Here is a 25,735-nt window from a genome sequence, read left to right on the forward strand (position 1 = left end):
CTTCCGATCCGCGCGCTTCGCTCCGCGAAGACGACGCGCCGCCCCTACGGGGCGGTCTCCGTGGTGGACTCCGTCCACCTGACTCAGGGCCACTCCGTGGCCCTGAGTCAGGGTCGGTGCTCCGCACCGACCCTGACGATCCGCTACGCGGATCACGAACAGCCGCTCCGCGCCTGCTCGTTAGCTCGCTACAGGGAGTCCGGGCCGCTGTCCCGGAGGCTGACCAACTCACAGGTTGTAGTGACCTTCTGGCCATACGTCAAAAGCCCACTGCGGATGGAGTCTGAAACCAATCCACACCCCCTGGATCACTCAATTCGCTGTATGGCAACTGGAAATTCAGCACACTGCCCCTTCAGCCCCGGACGGCTTCTCCCGCAAGCTCCAGCGGTAGCGTTTCGAGGGTGCTTCCTTAAGGCGACGTCGTGGGCAAAAAAAATTTACGGGATGTCTGAGAATCCGGGGCGCTCCTCTTCGGAGGGAACGACGCCGGCTTCGTGCAGGATGCTCTGGATCAACTGACTTCTGTTCTCGGAGAGTTGACCAGTCCTCTGGCCGGTGCGGATCTTGCAGAGCCAAGGTCCGATCATGACGCGTTCCCCGTCGACCTCGATCCCCTCCCGGGCTCCAGGAGGACGACCGTGCCGCTCCACGAAGGCGCGCAGCAGCATGGCTGTCTGTTCGAAGGAGCGGCGCTTTCTGGTCTTGGGAGTGCTGGGTGTGGCGGGGGCGGTGGGGGTCTTCTTTGTCGGCAGGGTGATGCGCTCCGGGGTGAGGCCGAGTCGGGCCAGGAGGCAGCGCTGACCGTCGTTAAGGGTGTTCCAGGTGGTGAGTTGGCGGTGCAGCCAGGTGCCAGCCTTCACTCCGTCAATGACGGTGTCACGGCGTAGCGTGACGGGGTCGTGTCCGGTCTGGAGGTGACGGGCCAGGAGGTGGTACTTGCGGTGCCAGTCGGGTCCGTATGGCAGGAGCCAGTCGGGGTCGGGGGTTGAGGAACATCGGAACGAAAACCGGCGCTAAGGATCTGTCGGCCCTGGTGGGCGGCTGACGGGGCGTCGACGGCCGGACCCTTCTGAAGTCGTTCCGCAGATAACGCCCTATTATCTGTGGGAGCTTGACTCGTCACCTGCGGTGGCGCTCTCCGGGCCGTACACGAAGCGGCCCTGTTATCTGTGGCAAGCGGGAAGCGGTGCCCACCGTCGTGCAACTGCCGTCCGGGAAGGCGCTGACCGTCCGGGCGGTGGCAGACGCCTTCCTCGACTCGCTGCGCAACCCGAACACGGTCCGCAGCTACTCGATCGGGGTCGGCAAGACCGCCGAGCGGATCGGCGAGGCCCGGCCGCTGGCGTCGGTCGCGGACGACGAGATCGGCGAGGCCCTGGAACTGCTGTGGGGCACCGCGGCGGTCAACACCTGGAACGCCCGCCGGGCGGCGGTGCTCTCCTGGCTGGGCTGGTGCGCGGAGTACGGCTACGACGGCCCGGCGGTCCCGGCCTGGACGAAGCGGCTGGCGGTGCCGGATTCCGAGACCCCGGCCCGCTCGAAGGTGGCCGTGGACCGGTTGATCGCCCGGCGCGAGGTCCACCTGCGGGAGAAGACGCTGTGGCGGATGCTGTACGAGACCGCCGCCCGCGCGGAGGAGATCCTCGGCGTGAACATCGAGGACCTGGACCTCGCCGCGCGCCGTTGTCCGGTCAAGGCCAAGGGCGCCCGGAGCAAGGCCCGCCGCCGCGGCCAGGCCCGTGAGGACTTCGTGCTGGAGACCGTCTACTGGGACGCCGGCACCGCCCGGTTCCTGCCCCGACTGCTGCGCGGCCGGACCCACGGGCCGGTGTTCGTCACCCACCGCCGTTCCGGCCCGGGGAAGGTCGTCAGCCCTCGCGATGTGTGCCCGGACACCGGCCTGGCCCGCCTTTCCTATGGTCAGGCCCGCGCCCTGCTGGACGACCACACTGCCGTACGCGGGCCGGGAACCGGCTGGGACCTGCACGAGTACCGCCATTCCGCGCTGACTCACCTCGGGGAGCAGGGCGCCTCTCTGCTGATGCTGATGGCCAAGTCCCGGCACAAGAAGCCGGAGAACTTGCGCCGCTACTTCGAGCCGTCCCCCGAAGCGCTCTCGGAGCTGACGAGCCTGCTGGCCCCTGGCGATGCGCGCCGCTGATCCGGCCCGGGCGGCGTCGCGCCCTGGCCGGGGCCGGGGCCGCTACGGGCAGCGTGACTCGGCCGCCGTGTGCTGCGCCTCAGGAGTCTGCGTGAGGGGGGAGGCATGCGGCACGGCGGATACGGGCCGGGGCGTCAGCCGGGCGATGAGCAAGGCGATCACGACGGCGCCCGCAGCTGCGAGCGCGGCCCATCCCGGCAGCGCTCCGGCGCTGGTGCCTCCGGCGAGCAGGGCGCTTCCGGCCGCCGATCCTGCGGCGGAGCCGAGGTACATCGCGGCCATCTGGAAGGCGACGACGGTCATGGCCTGCTCGGGGCGGTCGCGGGTGAGGGCCTGTTGCAGGACGGGCACGCTGATCCAGCCGCTCGCACCCCACACCGCGGTGGCGATCAGCCATGCCGCTGGGTGGTCGGAGAACCAGACGATGAGGAAGGAGGAGAGGAGAAAGGCCGGGACGACGGGCATCAGCCGGCGAGGGCCCAGCGTGTCGAGGGGTTTGCCGATCAGGCCAGAGCCCAGTACGCCGCCGATGCCCCAGGCCCAGACGAGTGCGAAGCCCCAGCCGTTCAGGCCGCGCTCGTCGGCCATCGGCAGCAGGTAGGTGTAGAGGCCGAGGCTGGCCGTGCCCAGGACGAAGGACAGTGCGACGCCGAATGCGACGCGCGGGCTGCTGAGCGCGGCGCGGGTTCCCGTGCCGCGAGCGGCAGGCAGCTGGGGCAGCGCGCCGGAACGCAGGGCGAGGGCGAGCATGCTCAACACTCCGATGAGCACGACGAAGCCCATCGTCCCGCGCCACCCCACTTGCTCGCCGATCAGCATGCCCAGCGGCACACCGGCGACGGTCCCGGTGGACAGGCCGAAGGTCACCAGGGCCATGGCGCGCCCGCGTTCGTGGTCGGCCACCAGCGCTCCGGCGGTCGCCGTGGCGACCGCGGTCAGCACGCCGGCCCCCGCGCCCGCCACGACGCGGGAGGCGAGGAAGACGCCGAGTGTGGGGGCCAGTGCGGTGGCGAGATTGCCGAGGTTGAAGGCGCCGAGCGCGACCAGCAGTGCCGTTCTGGTCGACCGGCCAGCCAGGGCGCGGGAGAGGAACGGGCCCGCAGCCGCGTAGGCGGCGGTGAACGCGGTGACGCCCAGTCCGATCGCCCCGGCCGTCGTGGCCAGGGAGTCGGCCATGTCCGGCAGGACGCCCGCAAGTACGTAGGCGTCGATACCCAGGGAGACCGCGGCGACGACCAGCGGCCAGACCTTCCCGATCACGCAGCACCCCCCGCGGCCCCGTCCTGGCCGGCTTCGTCCTCGTAGCCGGCCAGGACGGTTCGTACCAGGCCGGGGAACCGGTTCTCGAGATCCTCGGTGCGCAACCGGATCATGCACTTGCGTCCTTCGGCGCGGACGAAGACCACGCCGGACTCGCGCAGCAGGCTCGTGTGGTGGGTCAGCGTCGAGCGCGGCAGATCCGGGCCCAGCTCGAGACTGTCGACCTCGCCCCGCTCGGTCAGGATGCGCACCATCGTCAGGCGCAGGGGCTCACTGAGTGCGAACAGCACGCGCGGGAGCGCGATTTCATCCGTGTCGGGATGGTGGTACGTGCGGGCCGCAGCCATCACATCTCTCCAATCGTTCGAGAATTCCCGCACAATATAGTGCGGGAATTCTCGAACGATCAACCCCTGTGCCGGACCTCTCCGTCCCGCCGGATCGCAGGTGGACGTCGGGCCGTCCTCACTCCTCGTCGGAGGCGTCCGGGTCCCGGAGCGGCCGCAGCCCGCCGGGCAGGTCGGGGAGCTGGAAGGAGTAGCGGCCGAGCATGTTGATGTGGTGGCGCACGAACGGCGAGAGGCGGGCCACATCCTCGTCGCGGACGTGGAAGCCCTCCGTCCGCAACTGGTTCACGGCGGCGTCCATGTAGCGGGTGTTGAACAGCACGAGCGCGTTGAGGACCAGGCCGAGCGCGCCGATCTGGTCCTCCATGCCGTCCTGGTAGCGCTGGTAGAGCTGCCCCGCGCGGCCGTGGAAGATCTTCCGGGCCAGCGCGTGACGCCCCTCCTGGAGGTTGGCCTGGCTCTTGATCTGCCGGCGGTAGCCGGGCTCGTCGGCCAGGCGCAGGATGTGCAGGGACTTGGCGATCCGCCCATAGTGCGCGATCGCGTCGCCCAACGGGGTGGGGCGCCCGTCCCGCGACAGCATGCGGATCACGTCATAGGCGCGCACGGCACCGGTGTGGACGGAGCCGATGATCCGCAGGATGTCCTCCCAGTGCCTCTCGATCCGGGCCAGGTCGACCCGGCCGCGGGCCGCGTCGGTGAAGGCGCCGTAGTCGGCCGTGCGGTCGATGCGCCACATCTTCTGGTCCGGCAGGTCCGCCAGCTGCGGCGCGTAGGCGAACCCGGCCAGGGTGAGCAGGCCGAAGACGATGTCGGAGTACGACGCGGAATCCGTGACGATCATCTCGGGACGCGTGCCGCCGTCACGGTCGTACAGGACGTCCAACACGTACAGCGAGTCACGCGGGGTGCCGGCGACCACCTTGCCGCCGAGCCCCGCCGCCTGATCGTTGATCATGTTGAGCCAGATGGCACCGCCCCGCCGTCCGAAGTACTTCGGGTTGGGCCGGGCGTACACCGAGGGCACCGGCACCACGAACCGCATGCCGTCCACCGACGCGACCAGCCCGCCGCCCCACACCTGCGCGAGACCGATGGACGCCTGGGCCTCGATCAAGGTGGCGTTCGCCGCCCGGTAGGTGGCCAGCCGAAGATACGTCTGGTCGACGTGGGACAACCGGTCATACTTCAGTGCGTCCGCACCGCCGATCACGGGGGTGTAGCCGACGTTGCAGCTGTGCGCGACCAGCAGCGCGGCGATCGTCACGTGCAGGTCCTTCATCCTGGCCTCACCGCCGGTGACCGAGGTGAACGCCCGGTCCGCGCCGGTCCACGAGAACACCTCCAGCAACGCCTCCGGCAGGTCGACCCGGGGCAGCATCGCCTCCACCGCCTTCCGCAGCTCGCTCAGCGAGGCGGGTTCGGGCTCCGGCTCCAGGGCGGCGAAGTGCAGCCGACCGGCCTCGTCGAACACGATCTGGGAGTTCGCCGGCACCCGTGCGGCGCGGTAGGTGCCGTCCAGCAGCGCGGCCCGCGCCGCCAGGTGCTCGCCCGCCTCGGCGGGCAGGTTCAGGGAAGCCAGCACGGTCGGCCGGGTCTGCTCCCACGCTTCCCCGTCCAGCAGCTTCGCCCGCGGGTCGCCCCACTTGGAGGAGTTCTTCGCGAACACCTCGCGCCGGCGCAGCATCCGGTGGAACTGCTCCAGCACGCAGAACGCGTACGCCGTCCAGTCGACCGTGCCCGGCTCCAGGTGCGGCGCGGACAGCACCAAGCGCCGCCAGGAGCCGGTGAGCAGACCGGTGTCGATCTCGGCAGGGCCGACCTTCTTGCGGCCCATCAGATCGGGCAGCGATTTCAGCGCCTTGAGGACAGGCAGTCCCTCCGGGGTCGCGCCGAAGTCGACCACCGTCACCAGCAGCTTCAAGAACGGCCGCACGGTGCCGAACCGAGTGATCAGCTGGACCCTCCAGGCTTCGTCCGCGTCCGAGTCGAGCGGCGGCGTCAGCTCGAACAGCGCGGTGATCGCGGCGGCCAACTCGTGCCGGGGCACCACCTGCTCGATCTCCGCCCACATCGCCGCCAGACTCTCCACCCTCGGCGGGGCGATCTCCCCGGTGTCGGTGTCGACCCGCTCGGACGTCGTGTCGAACACGACCTGGAAGGCCACAGCCAGCTTCGCCGACGCGCGCTCCACCCGCGGCAGCGTCTTCAGCTTCTCCTTCGCGCTCTCCCGCTCCGCCCTGGCCAGCAGTTTCGTCGCAATCAGTACTTCCAGCAGGTCCAGGGCGTCATCGACAGTCCGGGTCGTCAGGTGGACCGCGGTGGCCAGCAGGGTGGCCAGGCGCCGGGAGTCGCCGTGCCGCTTCAGCAGTGACGCCTTGCCGTCGATGCCGTACCGCGACAGCTCCGCCAGCCGGCGCGGCGGTATCGCGGACACGTCGACCTCGCCCATCCCGAAGGCCGCGACCTCCTCGGCCCGCTCCAGCGCCCACTTCATCTGCGGCCCGGAGATCCGCACCGGCCCGCGGCGCAGCCGGTCCAGCTCCGACACCCGTGCCCCTGGCTCCACCGTCAACAGCGAGTCCAGCACCGCCCGCTGGCCGGTACTCAACAGACCGTGGAGTGTGTCCCACAACCGCTGGTTCGCCGACTCCCGCACCGAGGCCACCAGCCGCGCAGCGTGGTCACACCCGGCAGCAGCACCCGCCGCTCCCGCAGCCACCCCACCGCCGCGTCGAACAACGCCTTCGGCCCCTCCCCGGTCGTCCAGGCCCGCGCATACACCCACGCCCGCAACTCCGCCTCGGCCCCGGAAAACTCCGTGTACTGAAGGACCCGCCGCAGCTCACGGACGTGGTCGAGCCGGGTGTTCTCCCGCTCACCGTAGGTCTTCAGCACCGACGCGTCCGCGATCCCGAGCTGCCCGGCCAGGTAGTCGACCACCTCCGTCGGCACGTCGGTCAGGTCGTCGGGGAACACCCCGAGATACCTCGCGGTCGTCAGCTGGGCCGCGAATCCCAGCCGGTTGTGGGACCGCCGCTTGGACTCGATCAACGCCCGGTCCGCGTCGTCCAGGAAGAAGAACCGCTCCAACTCCGTACGGGACGGCGTCCCGTCGTACGCCGCGTACCGCGCGGCCTGCTCATCCGTCAGAAACTCGACCGGCATCCCGGCCCTCCAGACAGTCAGTGATCAACATGACTGCCGAAGAGTCCGCCTTGAAGAACCCCAGGTCAAAGCCCTCCCGAGGGCGAGGAAGGCTTAGCGCCGGTTTTCGTTCCGATGTTCCTCAGCCCCCGGGTCGAGGGTGGTGAGGCGGGTGTGGCGGGTTTCGGGGAGTTGGCCTTTGCGGGCCAGGCCGCGTTGGTCGACGAGGAACTGGCCGCCGGGGCGTGGGCGGGGATGGCGGGGTGGCCGTGTTCGGTGTGGAAGGCCTCGGCCAGGGTCATGTTGCCTTCGAAGGCGGCTTCGTTCTCGTCCCAGATCATGCCGAGCTCGTCGAGTTCAGCAGTCCAGTCCGCAGTCAGGGTGCCTCGGCGGTGGGCGGTGCGCTGGCCGGCGATGAATGCTCCCAGGCGGTAGCCGTAGGCGTCGGTGTAGTCGACCGGGACCTTCAGATGGCCGTGTTCGGCGTGATAGCGGACGGCGGCGGCCAGGCCGGCGCCGCGGGGGACGGAAAGCACCGCGTCGGCCGATGGCCAGGCCAGCAGGTCCATCGCTCGGGCGATCGTGCCGGGGTCGAGGGTGAAGTCGAAACGGAACCGGCGTGTGAGAAGGCGGTGGGTGTCGCTGTCCAGTCGGTGTGCGGTGGTCCTGCGCGGGGCGCGGGCGGCGATGGTCTGGTCGTGATGGCGCAGCGCTGCGGTGATCAGCCAGAGGGCTTCGTAGGGGGTGTCGAGGAGGTCGGTGGGGTCGGCGTCGGGTGGGATGTAGGCGGGGATGACCAGGCTCGCGGTCTTCACGTCGAGGGTGGGGGGTTTGCGCAGGGCGCGGCCCAGGGCCTGGACGATCCGGCGCACGCTTTCGGTGCGGGAGGCGAAGACGATGGCGTCGACGGCCGGCAAGTCGATGCCCTCGGACAGTACTTGGGCGTTGGTGATCACGGCGCGGTCGGCGTTCGCGAACTGGTCGAGGAGTTGCGTGCGCTGGTCGGGGGTGTGGTTGCCGTTGATCGAGGAGACGGACAGGGTGCTGGCCCAGGAGGGGCGCTGGTCGGGTGGGAGGGTGCGCAGGGTGTGGGGGAACTGGCGGGCGAAGTCTTCTGCGTCGGCGACCTGCTGGAAGTAGACGATCACATGCTTGAGGTCATGCTCGGTCATCACTTTGAGGACTGCCAGGTGCAGGGCGGTCGTCCGGCGCACGGTCGGGGCGAAACCGGTGTGCGCGTGGTCGGGGTCGGTCAGGACCGTGCGCAGGTCGGTAAGCATCGTTCCCGGTAGCTCGCTCTTGTTCCATGTGCTCTTGAGGCGGAAGCGGGCATTGGCCAGCCGCTCAAAGATGATCAAGCTTTCCGGCTGGCTGGCCAGCAGATAGCGGCCATGTTCCAGAAAGTGGGCGCTGCTGGGGCCGTAGTCGTCATAGTTCCGCTGGATGCGCTCACGGAAGCGTTCAGTGAACTCGGCCAGCTGCTCGCTATAGGTAGCGTCATCGTCGATGGTCTGGGACAGGACGCCGATGACGTCCTGCGACAGGTCGCGGCTGGACGGGTGGTCAGTGAACGTGCGATAGACCTGCTCGGCGACTTCGAGGAGCCGGTTGCTGCGAGCGAGCAGGCCGGGGTAGCCGGACTCGTACACCCTCGCCGGCAGCCCGGGCGGGGCCGCCGGCGGTGGGCTGTGGGGCGGGAGCGGTGGAGGGACCGGGCTCAACCCTTCGCGGGCTCCGGCGTGGCTGCTCGCGCGGCCAGCTCCCGTACCGCACGGACCAGGGCCACGTTGTCCGGGGCGTCGGTTCCGTCCGGGAGGTCGGCACCGTCCTCGAAACCGATCCGGGCCTCGTGGCCGTCCTCGATCGCCGCCCGCACCAGCGGCCAGACCGTGGCGCCCTCGCCGTGGTACAGGATCGGGCAGGTCACCCCGGCCGCGAGGATGCGCCCGGCCATCGCCCGCGCCGACGCCACCGCCTCCTCCGGGTCCTCCTCCACCGGCTCGATCAGAATGCGCACATTGCGGTGCAGGGTCGGTGAGGCGAGGAGCGCCGGGACATCGTCCATCGTCCACACCGCGCTCTCCAGCACCATGCCCCGCTCCACCACCAACTCGGCGGTCTCGGCGGCGCCCTCCTCGCAGAAGGCGACCGACGCGAAGTCGGGCAGCACGTCCCACGCCTTGACCAGCTCGTACCGCTCCTCGGGACCGTCGCAGGTCCACAGGCCGGTGGTGGTGCCGACCACCGCGCCGGGCGCGGTGACCCGGATGGCGTTCAGCACCTCGGCGAGTGCGTCGGGGTGGATGGTCTGCCCGCCGTCCGGGGTGCGGACATGGAAGTGGACGACGTTCGCACCGGCGGCGAGCACCGCCAGGGTGTCGGCGGCGATCTCCTCGGCAGTGACCGGGACGGCGGGGTGCTCGGCCTGGGAGCGCCCGCCGTTGACGGCGGCTTTCAAAAACACGGTGGTCCCTAAGAATGTGAGGCGGTCCGGGAGGACCGGGTATGGCTGACGGTGGTCTGCTGTTGATGGCTCGAAAGGAATGGCCGCCCGGTCCTCCGGGACGCTCCGACCACTGATTGAGAACTGCGGTCATCGCTGGTTAGGGACCTGTCGGCGGGGTGTTCTTCGGGCCACGACGGTGTGGGTCTCGGTGGAACGGAGCGACGAACTTGAGCACGCGGCAGGCGCGGATATGGGTCGGCATCGATGCCGGCAAGGGACATCACTGGGCGGTGGCCCTCGACGCCGATGGTGAGACGCTGTTCTCCACGAAGGTGATCAACGACGAGGCCCAGATCCTCACGCTCATCGAGACCGCCCGCGAGCGGGCCGAAGAGGTGCGGTGGGCAGTGGACATCTCCGGCCGGGCATCGGCCCTGCTGCTGGCCTTGCTGGTCGCCCACGGACAGCACGTGGTCTATGTGCCCGGACGCACGGTCAACCGCATGTCCGGCGCCTACCGCGGCGAGGGCAAGACCGACGCCAGGGACGCCCGCGTCATCGCCGACCAGGCCCGCATGCGCCCGAAGGGCTTCGCCCCGCTGGACACGCCCCCGGAGCTGGTCACCACACTGCGGGTCCTGACCAACTACCGCGCCGACCTCATTGCCGACCGGGTCCGGCTGATCAACCGGCTCCGCGACCTGCTGGTGGGTATCTGTCCTGCCCTGGAACGGGCCTTCGACTACTCCGCGGCCAAGGGCCCGGTGACCATGCTGACCGAGTACCAGACCCCGGCCGCCCTGCGGCGGATCGGTGTCAAGCGGCTGACGACCTGGCTGGAACGCCGCAAGATCCGCAGCGCTGCCGCCGTCGCCACGAAGGCGGTGGAGGCCGCCCAGTCGCAGATGACCGCGCTGCCTGGCGAGAAGCGGGCCGCAAAGCTGGGCTGCGACCTCGCTCACCAGCTCCTGGCCCTGGACGAGCGGATCAAAGACAACGACCGGGAGATCCGTGAGACCTTCCGCACCGACGACCGTGCCGAGATCATCGAGTCCATGCCCGGGATGGGCCCCATCCTCGGCGCCGCCATCGTCGGTGACTTGTCGGGATACCGCGACGCCGGCCGCCTTGCCTCGCACGCCGGGCTGGCCCCGGTCGCCCATGACTCCGGCCGCCGCAGCGGCAACTACCACCGACCCAAGCGCTACAACCGGCGTCTGAGGCACGTCTTCTACCTGGCCGCCCAGACGGCCATGATGCGGCCGGGCCCGTCCCGCGACTACTACCTCAGAAAGCGATCCGAAGGGCTGCCGCACACCCAGGCCCTGCTTGCTCTCGCCCGCCGCAGGATTGACGTGCTGTGGGCCATGTTGCGTGACGGGAAGCTGTTCACCTCCGCTCCGCCGGTCACGCAGGCGGCTTGACACGATCATTGAGATTCCTTTCGGGTGGTACGGGTGGCTGGGGAGCGGGCCGGTTCAGCCGGAGGCGCTCAGCCGCCGGAGCGTTTCGGTGGCGCCGGTGAGCGAGCCCAGCGGCTTGCCCTCCCACAACTCGGCCACCAACGCGGGCTCCTCCGCGTCGTCCTCGATCGCCTCGTCCAGGACGGCGGCGAGCCGCTCGGCCGGGGCGGTAATCAGTCCGTTGGCATCGCCCAGCACCAGGTCACCGGCGTGCACCGGGACCCCGCCGCAGACGACGGGGGCGCAGAGCGCGCCGTCCGCCAGCCCGTGCAGCTTGGTGGTGAGCGGGGTGCGGCCGTACGCGTACACCGGCAGGCCGAGCTTGCGCAGGGCGTCGATATCGGTGCAGAGGCCGTCCACCACCGCGCCGGCCGCGCCGCGCGAGGCGAGTGCGTTCACCAGCACCTCCCCGAGCGGGGCGTGGCGCCGGTCGCCGCCGGTGTCGACGACGAGCACATCGCCCGGTCCGACGAGCCCGGCCGCGTGGTGGAGCACGGTGGAGTCGGTGGCGGTGGTCCGTACCGTCACGGCCCGGCCGACCAGCTTTCCCTCCCCCGCCTGCCGCTGGAGCGCGGGGTCGCAGAAACCTTCCTCCAGGTAGTGGCCGAGGGTGGGGAAGTCCACCGTCCGCAGCCGTTCGGCGAGGGCGGTGTCGAGCGGGGCGGGCAGTTCACGAAGGTCGAGCGGCATGGGAGCGGGTCACCTCGGTCCGATGATGATGCGGCGGTTGCGGAGAACGGGAAGCACCGTGCGGGCCCGGTCGATCCGGTCCTTGTCGGCGTCGGTGACGAGCAGCGAGCGCTCCTCCTCGCCGAGCGCGGCACGCACCACGCCCAGCGGGTCCACCGCCATCGACATGCCGATGCAGTCGGGGGTGGTCAGCGAGGCGGCCACCACCCAGCAGGTGTTCTCGATCGCCCGGGTGCGCAGCAGGGTCTGCCAGTGGTCCTCCTTCAGCGGCCCCTTCACCCAGGCCGCCGAGACCGCCAGCAGATCCGCGCCCATCTCCACCAGGGAGCGGGTGAACTCGGGGAAGCGGATGTCGTAGCAGTTGACCAGGCCGACGTTGAAGTCGCCGATGCGGACCACGACCGGACCGGTGTCACCGCGCTGGATGCGCCGCGACTCCTTGTAGCTGAAGGCGTCGTAGAGGTGCATCTTGCGGTAGAGCCCGAGGACCTCGCCGCTCGCGTCCACGGCGGCCATGGTGTTGTACGGGAGCGCCGTACCGCTGTCCTCGTACCCCGCCGCGATGATTGCGACGCCATGGGTCCGGGCGGTCCGGGAGAGCCCTTCGAGGAAGTCGTCCCAGTGGGCGAGGGCGAGTTCCGCGAGCGGCGCGTCGGTCTCGTCGGAGAAGTCCGAGGGGACCATGGCCTCCTCGGGGAAGACGACGATTTCGGCACCCGCCGCGGCCGCCTCGGCAGTCATCTCCTCGATGACCGCGAGGTTGGCCGCCGCGTCTGCGGTGGGGGCGAACTGTGCTGCGGCGACCTTCACGGCCGTATCTCCTTGGTGCGGTGGGTCGGGGAACCACTGGGGCGGGCCGGGGTGCGGGGCGCACCGCGGCGCGGGGTGCGCGGCCGGTCCTGGTCGGTGCCCGCGGACCGGCCGGGCGGGGCGGCGGTCATTCGGCGAGCAGCCGGGACCGGTCGGGGTCCCAGCCGGCCCGGACCACCGCGCCAGCGGTGAGACCGCTGTGGTCGGCGCCGCGGGACTCGGCGACCAGCTCCGTACCGTCGGCGAGGGTGAGGTGGTAGCGGGTGGCGCTGCCCAGGTAGACGATCTGCTGGAGGGTGCCCTCCAGCAGGGCCCCGCCGGGGACGGGCTCGCCCGAGGCGTTCGAGAGCCGGACGTTCTCCGGGCGTACCGCGAGATGGACCTCGGTGCCGCCGGCAGGGGAATGGTCCCGGGGTACGGGGACCGCGCCCAGGCCGGGTACGGCCAGCATCCCGCCGTCGAGCTGTCCGGTGAGGAAGTTGGAGGTGCCGATGAAGTCGGCCACGAACCGGGTCGCGGGCCGCTCGTAGATCGCCTCCGGGGTGTCCACCTGGAGCACCCGGCCGCCGTCCATGACCGCGATGCGGTCGGACATGGTCAGCGCTTCCTCCTGGTCGTGGGTGACGGTCACAAAGGTCACCCCGACCTCCCGCTGGATCTTCTTGAGCTCCAGTTGCATCTCGGCCCGCAGCTTCTGGTCGAGCGCGCCGAGCGGCTCGTCGAGCAGGAGCAGCGAGGGCCGGCCGATCAGCGCCCGGGCGATGGCGACCCGCTGCCGCTGGCCGCCGGACAGCTGGGCGATCGACCGTTCGCCGTACCCCTCCAGCCGGACCAGCGCGAGCGCCTCGGCCACCGCCCGCCCTATCTCCGCCTTGGGGCGCAGCCTGCGCACCTTCAGTTCAAAGGCGACGTTCTCCGCCACCGACAGGTGGGGGAAGAGGGCGTAGCTCTGGAAGAGCATGTTCAGGTCCCGCTTGTGCGGCGGCACGCTGTTGGCGGGGACGCCGCCCAGCTCCACGCTGCCCTCGGTGGGCGTCTCGAAGCCGGTGATCATCCGCATCAGGGTCGTCTTGCCGCAGCCGGAGGGCCCGAGGATGGAGAAGAACTCGTTGCGCCGGATGTCGAGGGTGACGTCCCGTACCGCCCGGGTGCCGCCGAAGGACTTGCCGACCCCGGTGAGGCGTACTGCGGGCGCCCCGGTTCCCGGGGGTGCCGCCGCGAGGGCGATCTTCGTGTCAGCGCTCATGTCGTCAGGACGCCTTCACCTTGGTCCAGCCCTGCTGGAAGTGTTGCATCGCGGTGCCCGGGTCGAGCAGGAAGTCCGCCTTCTCGATCGCTGCGTCGGAGGCGTAGACGGCCGGGTTCTCCAGCGCCTTCTTGTCCTTGATGTGCTCCCGCGCCTTGGCGTTGGCGCTGGCGCTGCCGCCGTCGTCGGTGGCCATGGCCGCGATCTCGGGGCGGAGCAGGAAGTTGATGAAGGCGTAGGCGGAGTCGGTGTTCTTGGCGCCCTTGGGGATGGAGAGGCCGTCGGTCCAGATCGAGCCGCCCTCCTCGGGGAGCACGTAGTGGACGTTCGGGTTGGCGGCGACGACCTTGGCCATCGCGGTGCCGCTCCACGCCTGGGCGGCGCACGCCTGGCCGGTGGACAGGAGCTGCGGGTAGTTGGTGGAGTTGTAGCCGGCGAGCATCTTCTTCTGCTTCGTCAGTGCCTCGGTGGCGGCCTTGATCTCGCCCTCGTCGGTGCTGGTGGCGCGGGAGCCGGTCACCTGGAGACCGGCGATGTACGCCGCCAGCATGTTGTCCAGCATGTAGACCTTGCCTTTGTACTTCTCGTCGAAGAGCGTCTTCCAGCTCTTCGCCTCCGGGACGCACTTGTCGTTGTACGCGAAGCCGGTGGTGCCCCAGATCCACGGCACCGAGTACTTGTTGCCCGGGTCGTACGACGGGTCGCGGAACTTGTCCGCCAGGTTGTCCAGGCCCTTGATGCGCGCGTGGTCGAGCGGCTGGATCAGCTTCTGTCCGATGAGCTGCTGCACGCTGTACTGGCTGGGCTCCACGAGGTCGTAGCCGGCCGAGCCCGAGCTGAGCTTGGCGGTCATGGTCTCGTTGCTGTCGAAGGTGTCGAGGGTGACCTTGATCCCGGTCTCCTGCTCGAACTTCTTCACCACGGTCTCGGGGATCTCCCCGGCCCAGGCGTAGATGTTCAGCTTCTTGCCGCCGCCCCCGGACGCGGAGTCCGAGCCGGAGCCGCCGCAGCCGGTGGCGACGAGGGCGGTGCCGGTGGCGGCGGAGACTGCCAGCGCTGCTCTGAAGACACTTCTGGTGCGCATGAGGGTGGTGCCTTTCGTGCGTGACGGAAGAACCGGGGGAAGGGAGGAAGGGGAGGGAGAGGGCCGTACGGGGAAGGGGGGCCGGTCCGTGCCGGCGGGGGGTCAGGAGCGGTCGCCGCCCAGCAGGACCCGGCGCATCTGCCGCAGCCCCACACCGAGGATGATCAGCAGGGTGAAGAGCACCAGCAGGGTGCCCAGCGCGTTGATCTCGGGGGTCAGTCCGCCCTTGAGCATCGAGTACACCCGTAGGGGGAGCGTGGTGCTGCCGATGCCGTTGGTGAAGGTCGACATCACGATGTTGCCGAAGGAGATGGTGAAGCTCAGCAGCCAGGCGGCGAGTAGCGGCTGCCGCAGCAGCGGCAGCGTCACCCGGCGGAACGCCTGCCAGGGGTTGCAGCCGAGGTCGGTCGCCGCCTCCTCCAGCGAGGAGTCGAGCGCGTTGTAGGCGCCCAGCACGATCAGCGCCGCGTACGGCAGGGTCACCACCAGGTGCCCCAGGACCAGGGTCGTCATCCCGAGGTCCGCGGTCATCGCGCCGAAGACCGACAGCAGCGCCACACCCTGCACGATCTCCGGAATGATCAGCGGCAGGAACAGCCCGGCGGAGAAGAGCGCCTTGCCCCGCGACCGCAGCCGGGCCATGCCCATCGCGGCGAGCAGGCCGCAGAGTGTGGCGAGGGTGGCCGAGATCACGGCGGTCTCGGTGCTCACCCGCAGCGCGGCGAGGAGTTCGGTGTTCTCCGCCAGCTTCCCGTACCAGCGGGTGCTGAATCCGTCCCACTTGTAGGTGACCTCGGAGTCGTTGAAGGAGAGCACCACGACGACGATGATCGGGATGTAGAGGAAGGCGATGATCCCCCGGGCGAGCCAGGCGGTGACGGTGTCGAGTGCGTGCTTCATGCCGACTTCCTCCTCAGCCGCCGGGCGGCCAGTCCGAACACCGCCATCGAGGCGACCATCAGGAGCAGCAGCACCACGGAGGCCGCCGCGCCCATCGGCTGGTTGCGGAACTCGGTGTAGAGGGTCACGATCAGGTTGCCGACGAGCTGGTCCCGTCCGCCGCCGAGCAGCACCGGGATCACGAACACTCCGAGGGTGGGGATGAAGGTGAGCAGCGCCGCGGCGAGCATCCCGGGCCGGGCGATCGGCAGCAGTACCCGGGTGTGCACCCGCCACCAGCCGCAGCCCAGGTCCCGGGCGGCCTCGCCGAGCGAGCCGCCCACACCGCGCAGCGACGCGTAGATCGGGAAGATCGCGGTCGGCAAGAAGGCGTAGACCAGACCGATGAACGAGGCTCCCTGGCTCGGTATCCACTGGGTGGCGCCGTCGGTGAGCCCGATCGCGTCGGTGAGGCTGTTCACCGGGCCGCCGGGGCTCAGGAGATTGATCCAGGCGAAGGTGCGGACCAGGAAGTCGGTCCAGAACGGCACGATGATCAGCAGGAGCATCAGCATCTGCCGCTGCGGGGAGCGCCCGGCCAGGTAGTACGAGACCACATAGCCGAGCAGCAGGCAGACGGCGGTGTTGAGGGCCGCCATGCCGAGGCTGTAGCCGAAGACCTTGAGATAGACCGGGTCCATCAGGTCCTGGTAGTTGGCGAGGGTGAAGCCGCCCCGGATGCCGCCGTAGGAGTCTGCGGAGGCGAAGCTGTTCCGCACCACCAGCAGCAGCGGCACCAGCACCAGGCCGAGGACAGTGATCCCGGCCGGGGCCAGGAGCAGGGTCGTCGTCACGGCCCGCCGGGCGCGCGGCTCCTTGCCGGGACCGGCCTGGCCCGCCCCCGGCCGCGCGGAGGGCGCGGCGGTGGTGGCCGTGACCGTCACCGGGAGGTCCGCCGGCACATTCGGCCGGGGGGAGGGGTGGTGTGCATGCGCTGATCTCCTTGTCCGGGGGCGGATTCCGGTCCGGCCACCCGCGGGCGGGTGCCGGGCTCCGCAGGGAGTGCGGGAGCCGGCCAGCGGGGGCGGGGTCCGTCCGGGGGCCGCAGGGACACCGCCGGAGGGAACCGAGGTTTCGGATGGACAAAGCTTCGGCGAACGGGCGGGGGCCCGAAAGATGAAACCGGAGCGAATCCCGTGGAAAGCGCGGCCGATTTCCACGCATCTCGTAGCCGCGGCCCGGTGTGACGGACGCCGTTGACTGTCAGCAAGGCCCGGGCATGATGGTGCTGACATGCGGAAACGTCCACGCGGGCGGGGCCGCCCCCGCGGAACGTTCCGGAGGTGCCCGGTGATCGACGACCTCGACCGGCAGATCATCGACCAGCTCAGGGTCGACGGCCGCCGCTCCTTCGCGGAGATCGGCCGTACGGTCGGCCTCTCCGAAGCCGCCGTGCGCGCCCGCTACCAGCGGCTCCAGCGCAAGGGCGTGCTCCAGGTCGTTGGCATGACCGACGCGGTGCGGATGGGCGAGATGGAGGTCCACCTCGCGGTACGGGTCCACCACATCCCGGTCTCACTGGTCGCCCGGGAACTCTCCCGGATGCCCGAGGTGCGGTACGTCGCCTCCTGCGTCGGCCCCTACGACCTGATCGTGGACGTGCGCTGCCGGGACCTCGAACACCTCGCGGAGCTGCTCACCGAACGCGTCCGCCGGGTCAACGGCGTCGCCCACGCGGAGGCCCTGACCGTGCTGGAGGTCATCAAGGACTCCTACCTCTGGGCCGGGTTCAGGGAGGTCCCGGTGCGGCCGGGGGAGCGGATCATCCCGGGCTGACCGGTGGCGCCTCGACGGGGCGCCACCGGTCCCGCCGGGGGCGCGCTCCGCTACTCCTCCGCGACGCCCTGGCCCACCGAACTGGCCAGTCCGCTCCAGGTGTAGTCCTTGAACAGCTCCAGCAGCAGGAGCACCTGCACCCGGGAGACCCCGGGCAGCATCCGGATGTCGTCCAGCAACTGGACGAGCTGCGCCTGGTCCCGGCAGGTGCCCTCCAGGAAGATGTCCTGGCTGCCGGCGCAGAGCGCCACATGGTTGATCATCGGCATTCCGGAGAGTGTCTTGGCCACGGCCTTCGGGGTCAAATCCCGGACACGGATCATCAGCCGCACGGACTGGTGCCCCAGCTGCAGCGGGTCGCAGAGCGCCACGATCCGCAGTACCCCGCTCTCCTGGAGCCGGGCCACCCGCTGCCGCACGGTCGTCTCGGAAACCCCCAGGTCGCGGGCGAGAGAGGTATAGGGGGTCCGCCCGTCGCGGGTGAGCGCGCGCATGATCCTGTGGTCCGTGTCGTCCAGCACGCGCCCACCATTTCACTCATATGGCAGCATTACGCCCCAATGTGATGCCCGTCACAAAACGGGCCGGAACGATGTCGCCCGGGGCCACCGGGCACCGGATCACACTCGTGATCCGGTCGGGCGGTGAGGTTCCCCCGGCATGCGGGAGGTGCTGATCAGCTGGTCAGGGCGGTTGACGGCGTTTCATGTTCGTTCGTAGCGAGCAGCCTGCAGGGGTTGATCCGGCCGCACACCCCTTGGACGACAGGATCAGCGACCAGACGGAGGTCGACATCGCATTCGCCGCCTTCTACCAGTCGACGACTCCGCAACTGGTTGGCTTCTCGCTGAACCAGGGCACAGGCTTCATAAGCGCCGAGGACATCGTGCACGATGTCACGGGAGACGTCCACCAGTAGGCCCGTTCCTTCACTGATCGGCTCAGCGAAGCCATGGACCTGGTGGGGCGTCCCCCGGAGTGTGGACACAGGGGCTCATGCTGCGGTGAGTGTATCTGCTCGTAGGTGCTGTTGTTCGAATTCGGCTGGTGAGAGGTAGTTGAGGGCACTGTGGCGTCTGCGGGCGTTGTAGTAGGCGAGCCACTGGAAGATCTCCAGACTCGCCTGACGCACCGTCGAGAACAGCCTCTGGTGCATCGTCTTCCTCTTGAGGCCCTGCCAGAAACTCTCCGCGAGGGCGTTGTCGTAACTCGAACCGACCCGGCCCATGCTCCGGCGGATCCCGAAACCGTCGCAGACTTGCGCGAATGCGTCCGAGGTGTATTGCGTGCCCCTGTCCGCGTGGAAGATCACCCCGCCGACGCTGCCGCCGCGGCTCGCCACGGCCATCTTCAGGGCGTCGATGACCAGGTCGGCCCGCATGTGGGTGGCCATCGAGTAGCCGAGCACCCGGCGCGAGCAGATGTCCAGGACGCAGGCCAGATACAGCCACGTGCCTCCCACCGGCACGTATGTGATGTCGCCGCACCACTTCTCATTCAACTGCCGGCGGAGAAGTCACGTCGGACGAGGTCCGGGGCCGGTGGTGCGAGCCGGTCGGGGACCGTGGTGCGCTTGCGGCGCCGCAGGTGGCGGCCCTCGATCCCGTGCTTGCGCATCAGGCGCTCGACGCGTTTGCGGTTGACGGTGTGTCCGAAGCCCCGGCATGGAAGCAGGAGACGGGGACGTCGATGGTGCGCGGGTTACTGGGTGGCGGTACGCGGCCTGCCCTACCCGTCCACCAGTGCGCCGGTTCTACAGCCACAGGACGGCAGGGGCGCGCCGGTGACGGCAGCAACCGACCGGCCTGCTGATCAATGAGCCCGTGACCGTGGCGGCGCGGCTGGGCCGCTGGCCGACTGCCCCAATGCGCACGTCCACGGCGTACTGATGTTCACCAGCGGCTTCGATTCAGCCGTGAGTGTCGCGCAGGGCGTTGATGACGATGTGGACGGGACGTCCTTCGCGGAGCAGTTGGTCGGCGGTCTTGCCGTTGATGACGCCGATGAGCAGCTTCGAGGTTCCCGCACCGGACGGCGTCCTGCGGGCACGGCCACTGGCCGGGATTCCCCTGCCGGACGGCGCCCCTGCCGCCGCTGTCCGGCCGTGCCCCGGGCGCGCGGGGCGGTGCCTGCCTGCTGCGTGCGCGTCCGGCCAGCCGGCGTCCGGCGGTGCGCGGGTCAGTGGCGGACCCGGGAGAGCAGCGATTCCCACGCATCGGCGACGCCTTCTCCCTGATCGAACTTGGTGTCGAGGCAGTACAGATCGTCGGTGTACTGCTCCGCCCACAGCACGCATCCTGCTGCTTCCAGGAGGGCGGTGTCTGTCTCTGCGGGGGCCGTTCTGGCGGGGAAGACGAGGAAGTCGCCGGGGGCCGCGCGGGAGGCCGCGGAGGAGATCACGCAGGCTGCGGTGGCGGGGTCGTTCCAGGGAGCCGACAGCGTGAGCTGGTCGAAGACGAGCACATGGCGCGATCCCCATTCCCTCAGCCCCACCTCTTGATCGCTCAGCAGCTGGTCGGCGACCACGGCGCACAGGCCTCCCTGTGCGGAGAACCGGGAGCGGAGGTCGGCCAGATGCTCGTTTCCCTCGAAAAGGATCTCCTGCCCGTCGGTGGCTACCCAGTGCGCGTCGGGCGTGCCGTCCATGAGGGAGCACCCCTCGTTCCACGTGTCCGTCCCTTCGGGCGGTCCCCCGTACAGTCCGCGGACGGCCCGGAGACTGCCCACAGGAGTTTCCCCGGCCTGTATCCGCACCTGCCAGATGTCCAGCGCGGGAGAGTCCACAAGCGCGGCGGTGTACTCGACATGCAGCCTCAGAGCGGAGGGGTCGCCGTTGGGCGGGAGAGCGCGCTGAGCGGCCATAGGAGGCTCCTTGTCACGGTGACTTGTCCGTCGGATTCGAGGCCCGAGACCAGGACGGGCCCAGTCTCCGGGAGCCTGACCTGACCCGTCTGTCTCGACGGGCGGGCTGCCGGCCGCCCCGCCGCGCGGGCTAGCGGGCGGCGGGCGGGAGTTCAGGACAGGTGGTAGGCGATCTCCCTCACCCGGAGCGGGGCGCCGGCCGGGCCCTGGATGTACGGGCCGGGCCAGCGGATCTTGTGGCGGCCGAGGCTGGGGTACCACTGGTTGACCTTGTGCATCTTCACGGGCCACCGGTGGGTGTAGTGGCGCGCGGAGGACGCGGCATCTGTCCCTGGGTGACGCTCGGTGGGCCGGCGCAGGTCGACGAGACGGATGCCCGTGGAGCCCTCGCAGGACGCGGCGTTGCCGGAGGACGGCTGGTGGCGCGGGTCCGGGGCCGCTGTGACGGTGACGCCTTGTGCGGCGAGCCGCCAGAACGCGAAGAGGTACCGTTCACAGAAGTCGTTGTGTGGGTCGGCGACCGGCTCGCCGTTCCACTGTGCTGTCTCCGGCGCCCAGAGGGCGTCGTCGGCGCGGAGGAGGTCTGCGACGTCTCTGTGCAGCATGTGCCGCGCGCGGATGTGCTCGATCGCTTCCGTGTGCGCGGAGGTGCTCCTGGTGGAAGCGTCCGCACGCATGCCGTTGGTGCCTGCGGGGAACCACGGGGGCGCCGGGTAGCCGTCGGCCTGCGCTTCGGCCAGGAACTCCTTCCAATCGGGTGTCTGGATGGGGCCGTCGGGGCGGAGCATCGCGCTGACCCCGACCGCGGCGTACTCCTGACCGGCGGAGCCGTAGATCGTGCTGTGTCTCCAGCCGAGCACGCTGAGATCGCCCGCAGCGCCGTTGTGGCGGTTCAGGACGACCGGCTCGGGCATGACGACGAGCGCGGCCCGCAGGGGGATGTCGGTGTCCCGGTCGAGGGTAAGCAGGTCGTCGGCGTCCAGGGTCAGCGCGGCTGCGATGACGGCCGGGGAGATCACGCAGATCTCGCCGTCGCGGAGCAGTGCGAGCTGCTGTTCGCGTTCGAAGACGGCGTAGTCGGCGATGAACTGGGTGTCGTGCGGCCAGGGACGCGGGAATCCGGCTTCGCCCATCATCCAGGCAGCCGTCTCGTGCCAGGCCTGCGGGGCGCCAGTCCCAGACGGATGTGCTGCCACATGGCCTCCTGGAACACCCGCTCGGTGGCCCCGGCGAAGTAGGCGGCCGCGTAGGGGTTGTCCTCCAGGAGCCGGATGGTGGCCTTCCGGTCGCGAAAGGCGTCGCGCGCTGCGACAGCGGGATCCCATCCCCGGGCGTCCTTGCGCCTGCGTTCCTTCTTGCTCCTGCTCGCCTTGCCCATCGTCCACCCGCCCTAGAGGTCTGCCGCAGCTGACGCCCGCCGATACCGAACGCCGGGAAGCGTGCCACGGCGGCATGAGGCAGGACTGGCGTGCGCGTCGCCGTTCCGCCTGGCGGGACGACAGCCGGATGCTGCGAGCTGGCGCTCCCGGCCTGCGGGACCATGCTCCCGGCAGACACCCGGCGCACGGATGGAGCAGCTGTCCCGAAGACGGGCCAAGGGCCGGGTACCGAGGCGGGAACAGCGAATGCCGTCTCCTGCCCGGCAGGCCCAGCGGTGCCTCGGCGAGTTGCGATCTTGGAGGACCCGCACAGGCGGAGGCGTAAGCGGGCCGCCCGTCCCCGCCGGTTGTCCGCTGCGGGCAGGGGCGGGGCGTGGGGACGGCGTACCGGGACGAGGGCACCTGCTCACTTCACCGCAGCCGTACGGCTTGTGAAGCCGTGTCGCCTGCACTGTTCAGAGCTCTGCCGTGGTGCTGTCCGGCGGGGCGCCCGTGTCTGGCCTGCCGCCAGTTCTGGTGGCCGCGTTCGGCAGCGGCCGCGGCCTGCCGGAACACGTAGCACTGTTCGGCCTGGGCATTGTGGGGTGCTGAGAAGTCCATCTCCTGCAGCACCGGGTCGCAGCGCGGCTCGGCGGTGCGCCAGCGGTGTCGGGCGTCGGGGTGCGTCGTCTTGCACAGTGCCTCGGTGTAGGCGGTCAGGCGTTCGACCGAGCAGGCGAAGCGGCCGGCGGTCAGGGCCTGGCGCGCCTTGGGGTTCGCGCCGGGGTCCGGGACTCCGCGATCACCTGTGGCTCGGCTCCGGCATCTATGACGACGGCCAAGGTGCTGGGCGCGAGCGGGTCGACGCGCTCGCTGATTCCTTCGTCGACACGCTCGCACGCGGTGCGGCAGTGCCGTCCGGCGCCCTGATCCGGTTCGGTTCCGAGGAGGACGACTCGGGATGGGTGCTGTCGCCTCTGGGGTAGCGACAGCACCGGTCCGGGCGCCCGCCCCACCCCCTACGTCACAACTGGGGTCGGCTGGGGGTCACAGGGCCGGCTCCTCCTGGCTCGGGAGCGCGGGGCCTCCGAGGATCTGCTGGGTCAGTGCGTTCGGGTCGATCTGGGTGGCCTGGGCGGGGGCGGTGGCCTGGTCGCCCTTTCCGATGCGCAGGACGAGGACGAACTTGTCGCTCCTGGTCTGCGTCAGCGGGGCGAGGTCCACCGATACCTCGTTGAGGGTGCCGTTCTTGATCGCGAAGTCGGCGGTGATCTTCTTGTCCGGGGCGTCCTTGAGGTCGTTGCTGGTCGGCGGCTTGGCGCCCTGAGGGAGGTTTGCGGCGAGCGGGCGGAGTTCGTCGAAGAGTCCGGTGAGCAGGGTCCGGAAGGGGGCCGTGGCGGTGATGTGGCCGGTGCCGTCCGTGGTCCCCGTGTCCTTGAGCTGGACTTCGCGGTTGATCAGCTGCTGAAGGCCGTTGAGGACCATCTTCTGCCGGGCCTGGGCGCTAGGGATCGCGGAGGGCGAGCTCTCCTGGCCGGGGGTGTTCTTGGTCAGGCTGTCGGCCGGCATCTTGACCCAGCCGCCGCTGAGGACGTGCTTGAGGTCGGCGGCGTCGGGTGGCAGGTCCTCGGGGGCGGGGAGCTGGCTGCCGGCTGCCTTCTCCAGCGGCTTCACGCCGGCGCGCAGGTAGGCCCAGTCGTCGACCTGTCGGTACTCCAGCAGGTCGCCGTCCGGGCCGGAGGCCTTCATCGCCATGCCGGTGATGTCGGTGGCGGAGGAGTCTTTCAGCGGCTTCTTCGACTGCACGGAGACGGATACGCGGGCGCCGGCGAGGAGTTCGGCGACCTGCTCGGTCATCTCTTCACCCGGTGCGGCGTCGGAGTCCAGCGCCTTCAGGGTGGCGGCGTCGGTGTCCAGCCCGAGCTCGAAGGAGAGGGAGGGCTGCTGGCCGAGCTTGTCGACGGCCTTGTCGAGCTTCTGCGCGGCGGTGAGGTTCTCGGCGGTGCTGCAGGCGACAGCGCTCACCAGGACGGCGGCAGCGACTGCGAGGGTCTTCTTGCGTATGGCGGTAATGGATGGCGGTCTCCGAAGGGTCGAAGGGCGGCGGTCGTGTACCGCTGGTGGGGTGGTTGGCGGGGCGCGGCCGGGGCGGGTTTCTAGGTGAGGCCGGGGCGCTGGTGGCCCTGCTGCTGGTGTGCGGTGGCCTGCCGCTGGTCCTGCTGAGCCGGAGCGCGGGGCAAGTGACCGTTTGTCACGCGGTCCTGGGCGCCTCTGAGCTCGCGGTCGCGCACCTCTGTGGCCCGTTCCTCGGCAGCACGCCGAATGGCTGCGAGCCGCTCCTCTGCCTGAACGAGAAGCTGGCCGGTGTCCTCGTGCAGGACCGCCTCAAATTCGGCAACTTCGGAACGCTCGGCGTTCTGCGCACGGACGGCAGCCTCGGCACGAAGGTCCGGTGCACCGGGGAGGTCCGGGAGCGTGGACGGCGCGGCGAGGGCCGTGTAGACCAGGGCGGCGCGGCCGATGTCGCGCAGGGCTGCGACACCGGGGTGTCCGCCGTGTCCGGAAGTTGGGATGGCCCGCTGGAGGCCGAGGTCGGCAATCCGTGCGCAGGCCGCCAGGGAAGTCTGCCTCCACCACCCCGCCACGTGGTTGTCGGCCCACAGCTCGGGGAAGGCGGCGCCAGCCTGCTCTCGGAAGGTGCCGTGGACGCGCTGGAGGGCGCCGATGACGGTGCTGATCTGTCTCCACTGCGCATACGGGTTCAGGTTGACCTCGCAGGTCTCTGCTCGGTGCAGGGCCGTCTCGATCGTGTCGATGCCTCTTCCGGCTCCGGGCCCGTAAATGGCGGCGATACCCCGCGCCTTGCGGTTCTCCATCCGCACGTACTCCCCGGCGACCGGCCCGGTCCCGGCCGGGGCCAGCGCGAGGTCGAGGCTGGCGACCGCGTGCAGCACCGCGGCTTCGTCCGTACCGGGCCGGGACCGGGCGAAGGCCTCCAGGACAGCGGCGGCCTGCGGCCACGTAGCGGGCGCCACCGGCACGCTGCCCTCCCAAAGCGGCAGAGTCCTGACCTGGGCTGCAGAAGCCATCAGCTCGGCGAATCTGTCCGGGTACGACGTGCCGATGGCCGCCGCGAATCGTCTGTGGATGTCGGGGCCCGATGCCTTGGGAGGGACGGGCGGCATCGGGGCGCGGGCGCTCACGGCGAATCGGGGGCCGGGAAAGGTGTGGAGCACGGATGCGTCGGTGTCGGAGCGGCTGGCCACGATGAGCCGGTCGGCCGCGGCGGCCTGCGCAAGAAGTGCCTCGCGAGTGCCGGGGTCGTGCAGGAGGTCGGCGTGCACGACCAGGACGCCGCCGGTGTTGCGCTCGGGATGCTGGACCGCCTCGCCGGCGGACATGGGAGTCCAGGCGAGGTCCGGGTGCAACTCGGTGACGGTGGTGCGGACCTGGGGCAGCAGGTGGCGGAAGTCGATCACTGTCAGCGGCATGCCCGTGCGGGCGGCCAGGTGCGCTCCCGCGGCGACCGCAATCTGTCGGCCGGGGGCCCCGAACTCGTAGGCGACGTGGCCTCCGCCGGAGGCCACCAGCGAGTCGACGAGCCGTGCCGCCTCGGGGTGGTCGATCGCATCGTTCATGTGAGGCCTTCTCGGTTTCTCCCGGGCGCGGCCCGGCCGGCGGTTCGGTCTTCCGTGTCGTGGGCCTGTCCGGGCAGGTGACTAGGTGCGGCCGGTCCCCTGGGACCGGTGCTGCTGGTGTGCGGCGGACTGCTCCTGGCCGTGGCCGAGGGGCGTCCGTGACGGATCGGCGGGCGCGGTCGCGGCTCGGCGCTGGCGAGCCAGCTCGATGGTCGCCTCGTACTTGCTGCGAAGTTCACCGACGCGCTGTCTGACCTCCGCGGGATCCATCCTCTCCAGCACCTCGGCCATTTCGTCGAAGGCACGAGGTCCTGGTCGGGCAGGACATCACTGTTGGCCTGCCGGACCAGGCGCAGGGCCACGCTCATATCCATCGGCGGGGGCGTCAGGGTGATCGGCGCCGGGCGAGGAGGTTGGTATTGGGGTGGGTATGTCGCGGTGGCAGGTGGGGCAGGCGCCGGTCCAGACCGCGAGCAGGGTCTGCAGTTCACGGACGACTTGGTAG

The 25,735-nt window shown here is 70.1% G+C and carries 24 protein-coding genes and 2 pseudogenes; 4 read left to right on the plus strand and 22 right to left on the minus strand.

The window, feature by feature from the left end; translation table 11 throughout:
- Positions 1 to 440: 440 nt before the first annotated feature.
- Complete coding sequence (locus AB0E67_RS34145) at positions 441 to 863, minus strand: hypothetical protein (protein ID WP_362034398.1); 423 nt, start codon at positions 861 to 863, stop codon at positions 441 to 443.
- A 326-nt stretch (positions 864 to 1,189) separates the two neighbouring features.
- Here AB0E67_RS34145 and AB0E67_RS34150 point away from each other — a divergent pair, with 326 nt between their 5' ends.
- Positions 1,190 to 2,164, plus strand: coding sequence for a site-specific integrase (locus AB0E67_RS34150; protein WP_362034401.1), 975 nt, complete (start codon positions 1,190 to 1,192; stop codon positions 2,162 to 2,164).
- Positions 2,165 to 2,206: 42 nt separating this feature from the next.
- Here the strand turns inward: AB0E67_RS34150 and AB0E67_RS34155 are convergent, their stop codons facing one another.
- The 5 genes and pseudogenes from AB0E67_RS34155 to AB0E67_RS34175 form a co-directional block, all read right to left on the minus strand.
- A complete protein-coding gene (locus AB0E67_RS34155) occupies positions 2,207 to 3,424 on the minus strand; it encodes an MFS transporter (protein ID WP_362034404.1) in 1,218 nt (405 codons plus the stop codon).
- Positions 3,421 to 3,771: a hypothetical protein gene (locus tag AB0E67_RS34160; RefSeq protein ID WP_362034407.1), complete on the minus strand. Its 351-nt coding sequence runs from the start codon at positions 3,769 to 3,771 to the stop codon at positions 3,421 to 3,423. Before AB0E67_RS34160 ends, AB0E67_RS34155 begins: the two co-directional genes overlap by 4 nt.
- Positions 3,772 to 3,889: 118 nt before the next feature.
- A pseudogene (locus tag AB0E67_RS34165) lies at positions 3,890 to 6,939 on the minus strand (Tn3 family transposase).
- A gap of 65 nt (positions 6,940 to 7,004) precedes the next feature.
- On the minus strand, positions 7,005 to 8,567 hold the full coding sequence (locus tag AB0E67_RS34170; RefSeq protein WP_362034410.1) for a Helicase associated domain protein: 1,563 nt from the start codon (positions 8,565 to 8,567) through the stop codon (positions 7,005 to 7,007).
- A 68-nt stretch (positions 8,568 to 8,635) separates the two neighbouring features.
- The gene (locus AB0E67_RS34175) at positions 8,636 to 9,382 is read right to left on the minus strand and encodes a 3-keto-5-aminohexanoate cleavage protein (RefSeq protein WP_362034413.1); all 747 of its coding nucleotides are present in this window, start codon (positions 9,380 to 9,382) and stop codon (positions 8,636 to 8,638) included.
- 209 nt (positions 9,383 to 9,591) lie between these two features.
- Here AB0E67_RS34175 and AB0E67_RS34180 point away from each other — a divergent pair, with 209 nt between their 5' ends.
- On the plus strand, positions 9,592 to 10,788 hold the full coding sequence (locus tag AB0E67_RS34180) for an IS110 family transposase (RefSeq protein ID WP_362034416.1): 1,197 nt from the start codon (positions 9,592 to 9,594) through the stop codon (positions 10,786 to 10,788).
- A gap of 54 nt (positions 10,789 to 10,842) precedes the next feature.
- Here the strand turns inward: AB0E67_RS34180 and AB0E67_RS34185 are convergent, their stop codons facing one another.
- From AB0E67_RS34185 to AB0E67_RS34215, 7 genes are all read right to left on the minus strand, one after another.
- Positions 10,843 to 11,517, minus strand: coding sequence for an RraA family protein (locus AB0E67_RS34185; RefSeq protein ID WP_362034419.1), 675 nt, complete (start codon positions 11,515 to 11,517; stop codon positions 10,843 to 10,845).
- 9 nt (positions 11,518 to 11,526) lie between these two features.
- Positions 11,527 to 12,327, minus strand: a complete 801-nt coding sequence (locus AB0E67_RS34190) for a carbon-nitrogen hydrolase family protein (protein WP_362034422.1) — start codon at positions 12,325 to 12,327, stop codon at positions 11,527 to 11,529.
- A complete protein-coding gene (locus AB0E67_RS34195) occupies positions 12,324 to 12,458 on the minus strand; it encodes a hypothetical protein (protein ID WP_362034425.1) in 135 nt (44 codons plus the stop codon). The genes AB0E67_RS34190 and AB0E67_RS34195 overlap by 4 nt, the downstream gene beginning before the upstream one ends.
- Entirely contained in the window at positions 12,455 to 13,573 is a 1,119-nt protein-coding gene (locus AB0E67_RS34200; RefSeq protein WP_362034428.1) for an ABC transporter ATP-binding protein, read from the minus strand. The genes AB0E67_RS34195 and AB0E67_RS34200 overlap by 4 nt, the downstream gene beginning before the upstream one ends.
- A 4-nt stretch (positions 13,574 to 13,577) precedes the next feature.
- Complete coding sequence (locus AB0E67_RS34205) at positions 13,578 to 14,657, minus strand: spermidine/putrescine ABC transporter substrate-binding protein (protein WP_362034431.1); 1,080 nt, start codon at positions 14,655 to 14,657, stop codon at positions 13,578 to 13,580.
- A 102-nt stretch (positions 14,658 to 14,759) separates the two neighbouring features.
- Positions 14,760 to 15,557 carry an ABC transporter permease gene (locus AB0E67_RS34210; RefSeq protein ID WP_362034434.1) on the minus strand — a complete coding sequence of 266 codons (798 nt, stop codon included), beginning with the start codon at positions 15,555 to 15,557 and terminating at the stop codon, positions 14,760 to 14,762.
- Positions 15,554 to 16,480 carry an ABC transporter permease gene (locus AB0E67_RS34215; protein ID WP_362034437.1) on the minus strand — a complete coding sequence of 309 codons (927 nt, stop codon included), beginning with the start codon at positions 16,478 to 16,480 and terminating at the stop codon, positions 15,554 to 15,556. The genes AB0E67_RS34210 and AB0E67_RS34215 overlap by 4 nt, the downstream gene beginning before the upstream one ends.
- Before the next feature lie 406 nt (positions 16,481 to 16,886).
- On the opposite strand from AB0E67_RS34215, the gene AB0E67_RS34220 reads away from it, so the two are divergent.
- Complete coding sequence (locus AB0E67_RS34220; protein WP_362034440.1) at positions 16,887 to 17,372, plus strand: Lrp/AsnC family transcriptional regulator; 486 nt, start codon at positions 16,887 to 16,889, stop codon at positions 17,370 to 17,372.
- A gap of 50 nt (positions 17,373 to 17,422) precedes the next feature.
- Here AB0E67_RS34220 and AB0E67_RS34225 read toward each other — a convergent pair whose 3' ends face one another.
- A complete protein-coding gene (locus AB0E67_RS34225; protein WP_362034443.1) occupies positions 17,423 to 17,893 on the minus strand; it encodes an Lrp/AsnC family transcriptional regulator in 471 nt (156 codons plus the stop codon).
- A 185-nt stretch (positions 17,894 to 18,078) separates the two neighbouring features.
- Between AB0E67_RS34225 and AB0E67_RS34230 the strand changes: the two genes are divergently transcribed.
- On the plus strand, positions 18,079 to 18,291 hold the full coding sequence (locus AB0E67_RS34230) for a hypothetical protein (RefSeq protein ID WP_362034445.1): 213 nt from the start codon (positions 18,079 to 18,081) through the stop codon (positions 18,289 to 18,291).
- Positions 18,292 to 18,366: 75 nt separating this feature from the next.
- Here the strand turns inward: AB0E67_RS34230 and AB0E67_RS34235 are convergent.
- From AB0E67_RS34235 to AB0E67_RS34270, 8 genes and pseudogenes are all read right to left on the minus strand, one after another.
- A pseudogene (locus AB0E67_RS34235) lies at positions 18,367 to 19,016 on the minus strand (IS3 family transposase); the annotation flags it as partial.
- 265 nt (positions 19,017 to 19,281) lie between these two features.
- Entirely contained in the window at positions 19,282 to 19,584 is a 303-nt protein-coding gene (locus AB0E67_RS34240; RefSeq protein ID WP_362034448.1) for a hypothetical protein, read from the minus strand.
- Positions 19,551 to 20,234 carry a hypothetical protein gene (locus AB0E67_RS34245; RefSeq protein ID WP_362034451.1) on the minus strand — a complete coding sequence of 228 codons (684 nt, stop codon included), beginning with the start codon at positions 20,232 to 20,234 and terminating at the stop codon, positions 19,551 to 19,553. The genes AB0E67_RS34240 and AB0E67_RS34245 overlap by 34 nt, the downstream gene beginning before the upstream one ends.
- 152 nt (positions 20,235 to 20,386) lie before the next feature.
- Positions 20,387 to 21,370, minus strand: a complete 984-nt coding sequence (locus AB0E67_RS34250) for a hypothetical protein (protein WP_362034453.1) — start codon at positions 21,368 to 21,370, stop codon at positions 20,387 to 20,389.
- Entirely contained in the window at positions 21,367 to 21,612 is a 246-nt protein-coding gene (locus AB0E67_RS34255; RefSeq protein ID WP_362034456.1) for a hypothetical protein, read from the minus strand. Before AB0E67_RS34255 ends, AB0E67_RS34250 begins: the two co-directional genes overlap by 4 nt.
- Before the next feature lie 1,027 nt (positions 21,613 to 22,639).
- Positions 22,640 to 23,617, minus strand: coding sequence for a hypothetical protein (locus AB0E67_RS34260; protein ID WP_362034458.1), 978 nt, complete (start codon positions 23,615 to 23,617; stop codon positions 22,640 to 22,642).
- Between the two features lie 131 nt (positions 23,618 to 23,748).
- Positions 23,749 to 25,230, minus strand: coding sequence for a hypothetical protein (locus AB0E67_RS34265; protein WP_362034461.1), 1,482 nt, complete (start codon positions 25,228 to 25,230; stop codon positions 23,749 to 23,751).
- Between the two features lie 81 nt (positions 25,231 to 25,311).
- Complete coding sequence (locus tag AB0E67_RS34270) at positions 25,312 to 25,500, minus strand: hypothetical protein (protein ID WP_362034464.1); 189 nt, start codon at positions 25,498 to 25,500, stop codon at positions 25,312 to 25,314.
- Positions 25,501 to 25,735 lie beyond the last annotated feature (235 nt).

It is taken from the genome of Streptomyces sp. NPDC032161, assembly GCF_040636995.1.
Classification (GTDB): domain Bacteria; phylum Actinomycetota; class Actinomycetes; order Streptomycetales; family Streptomycetaceae; genus Streptomyces.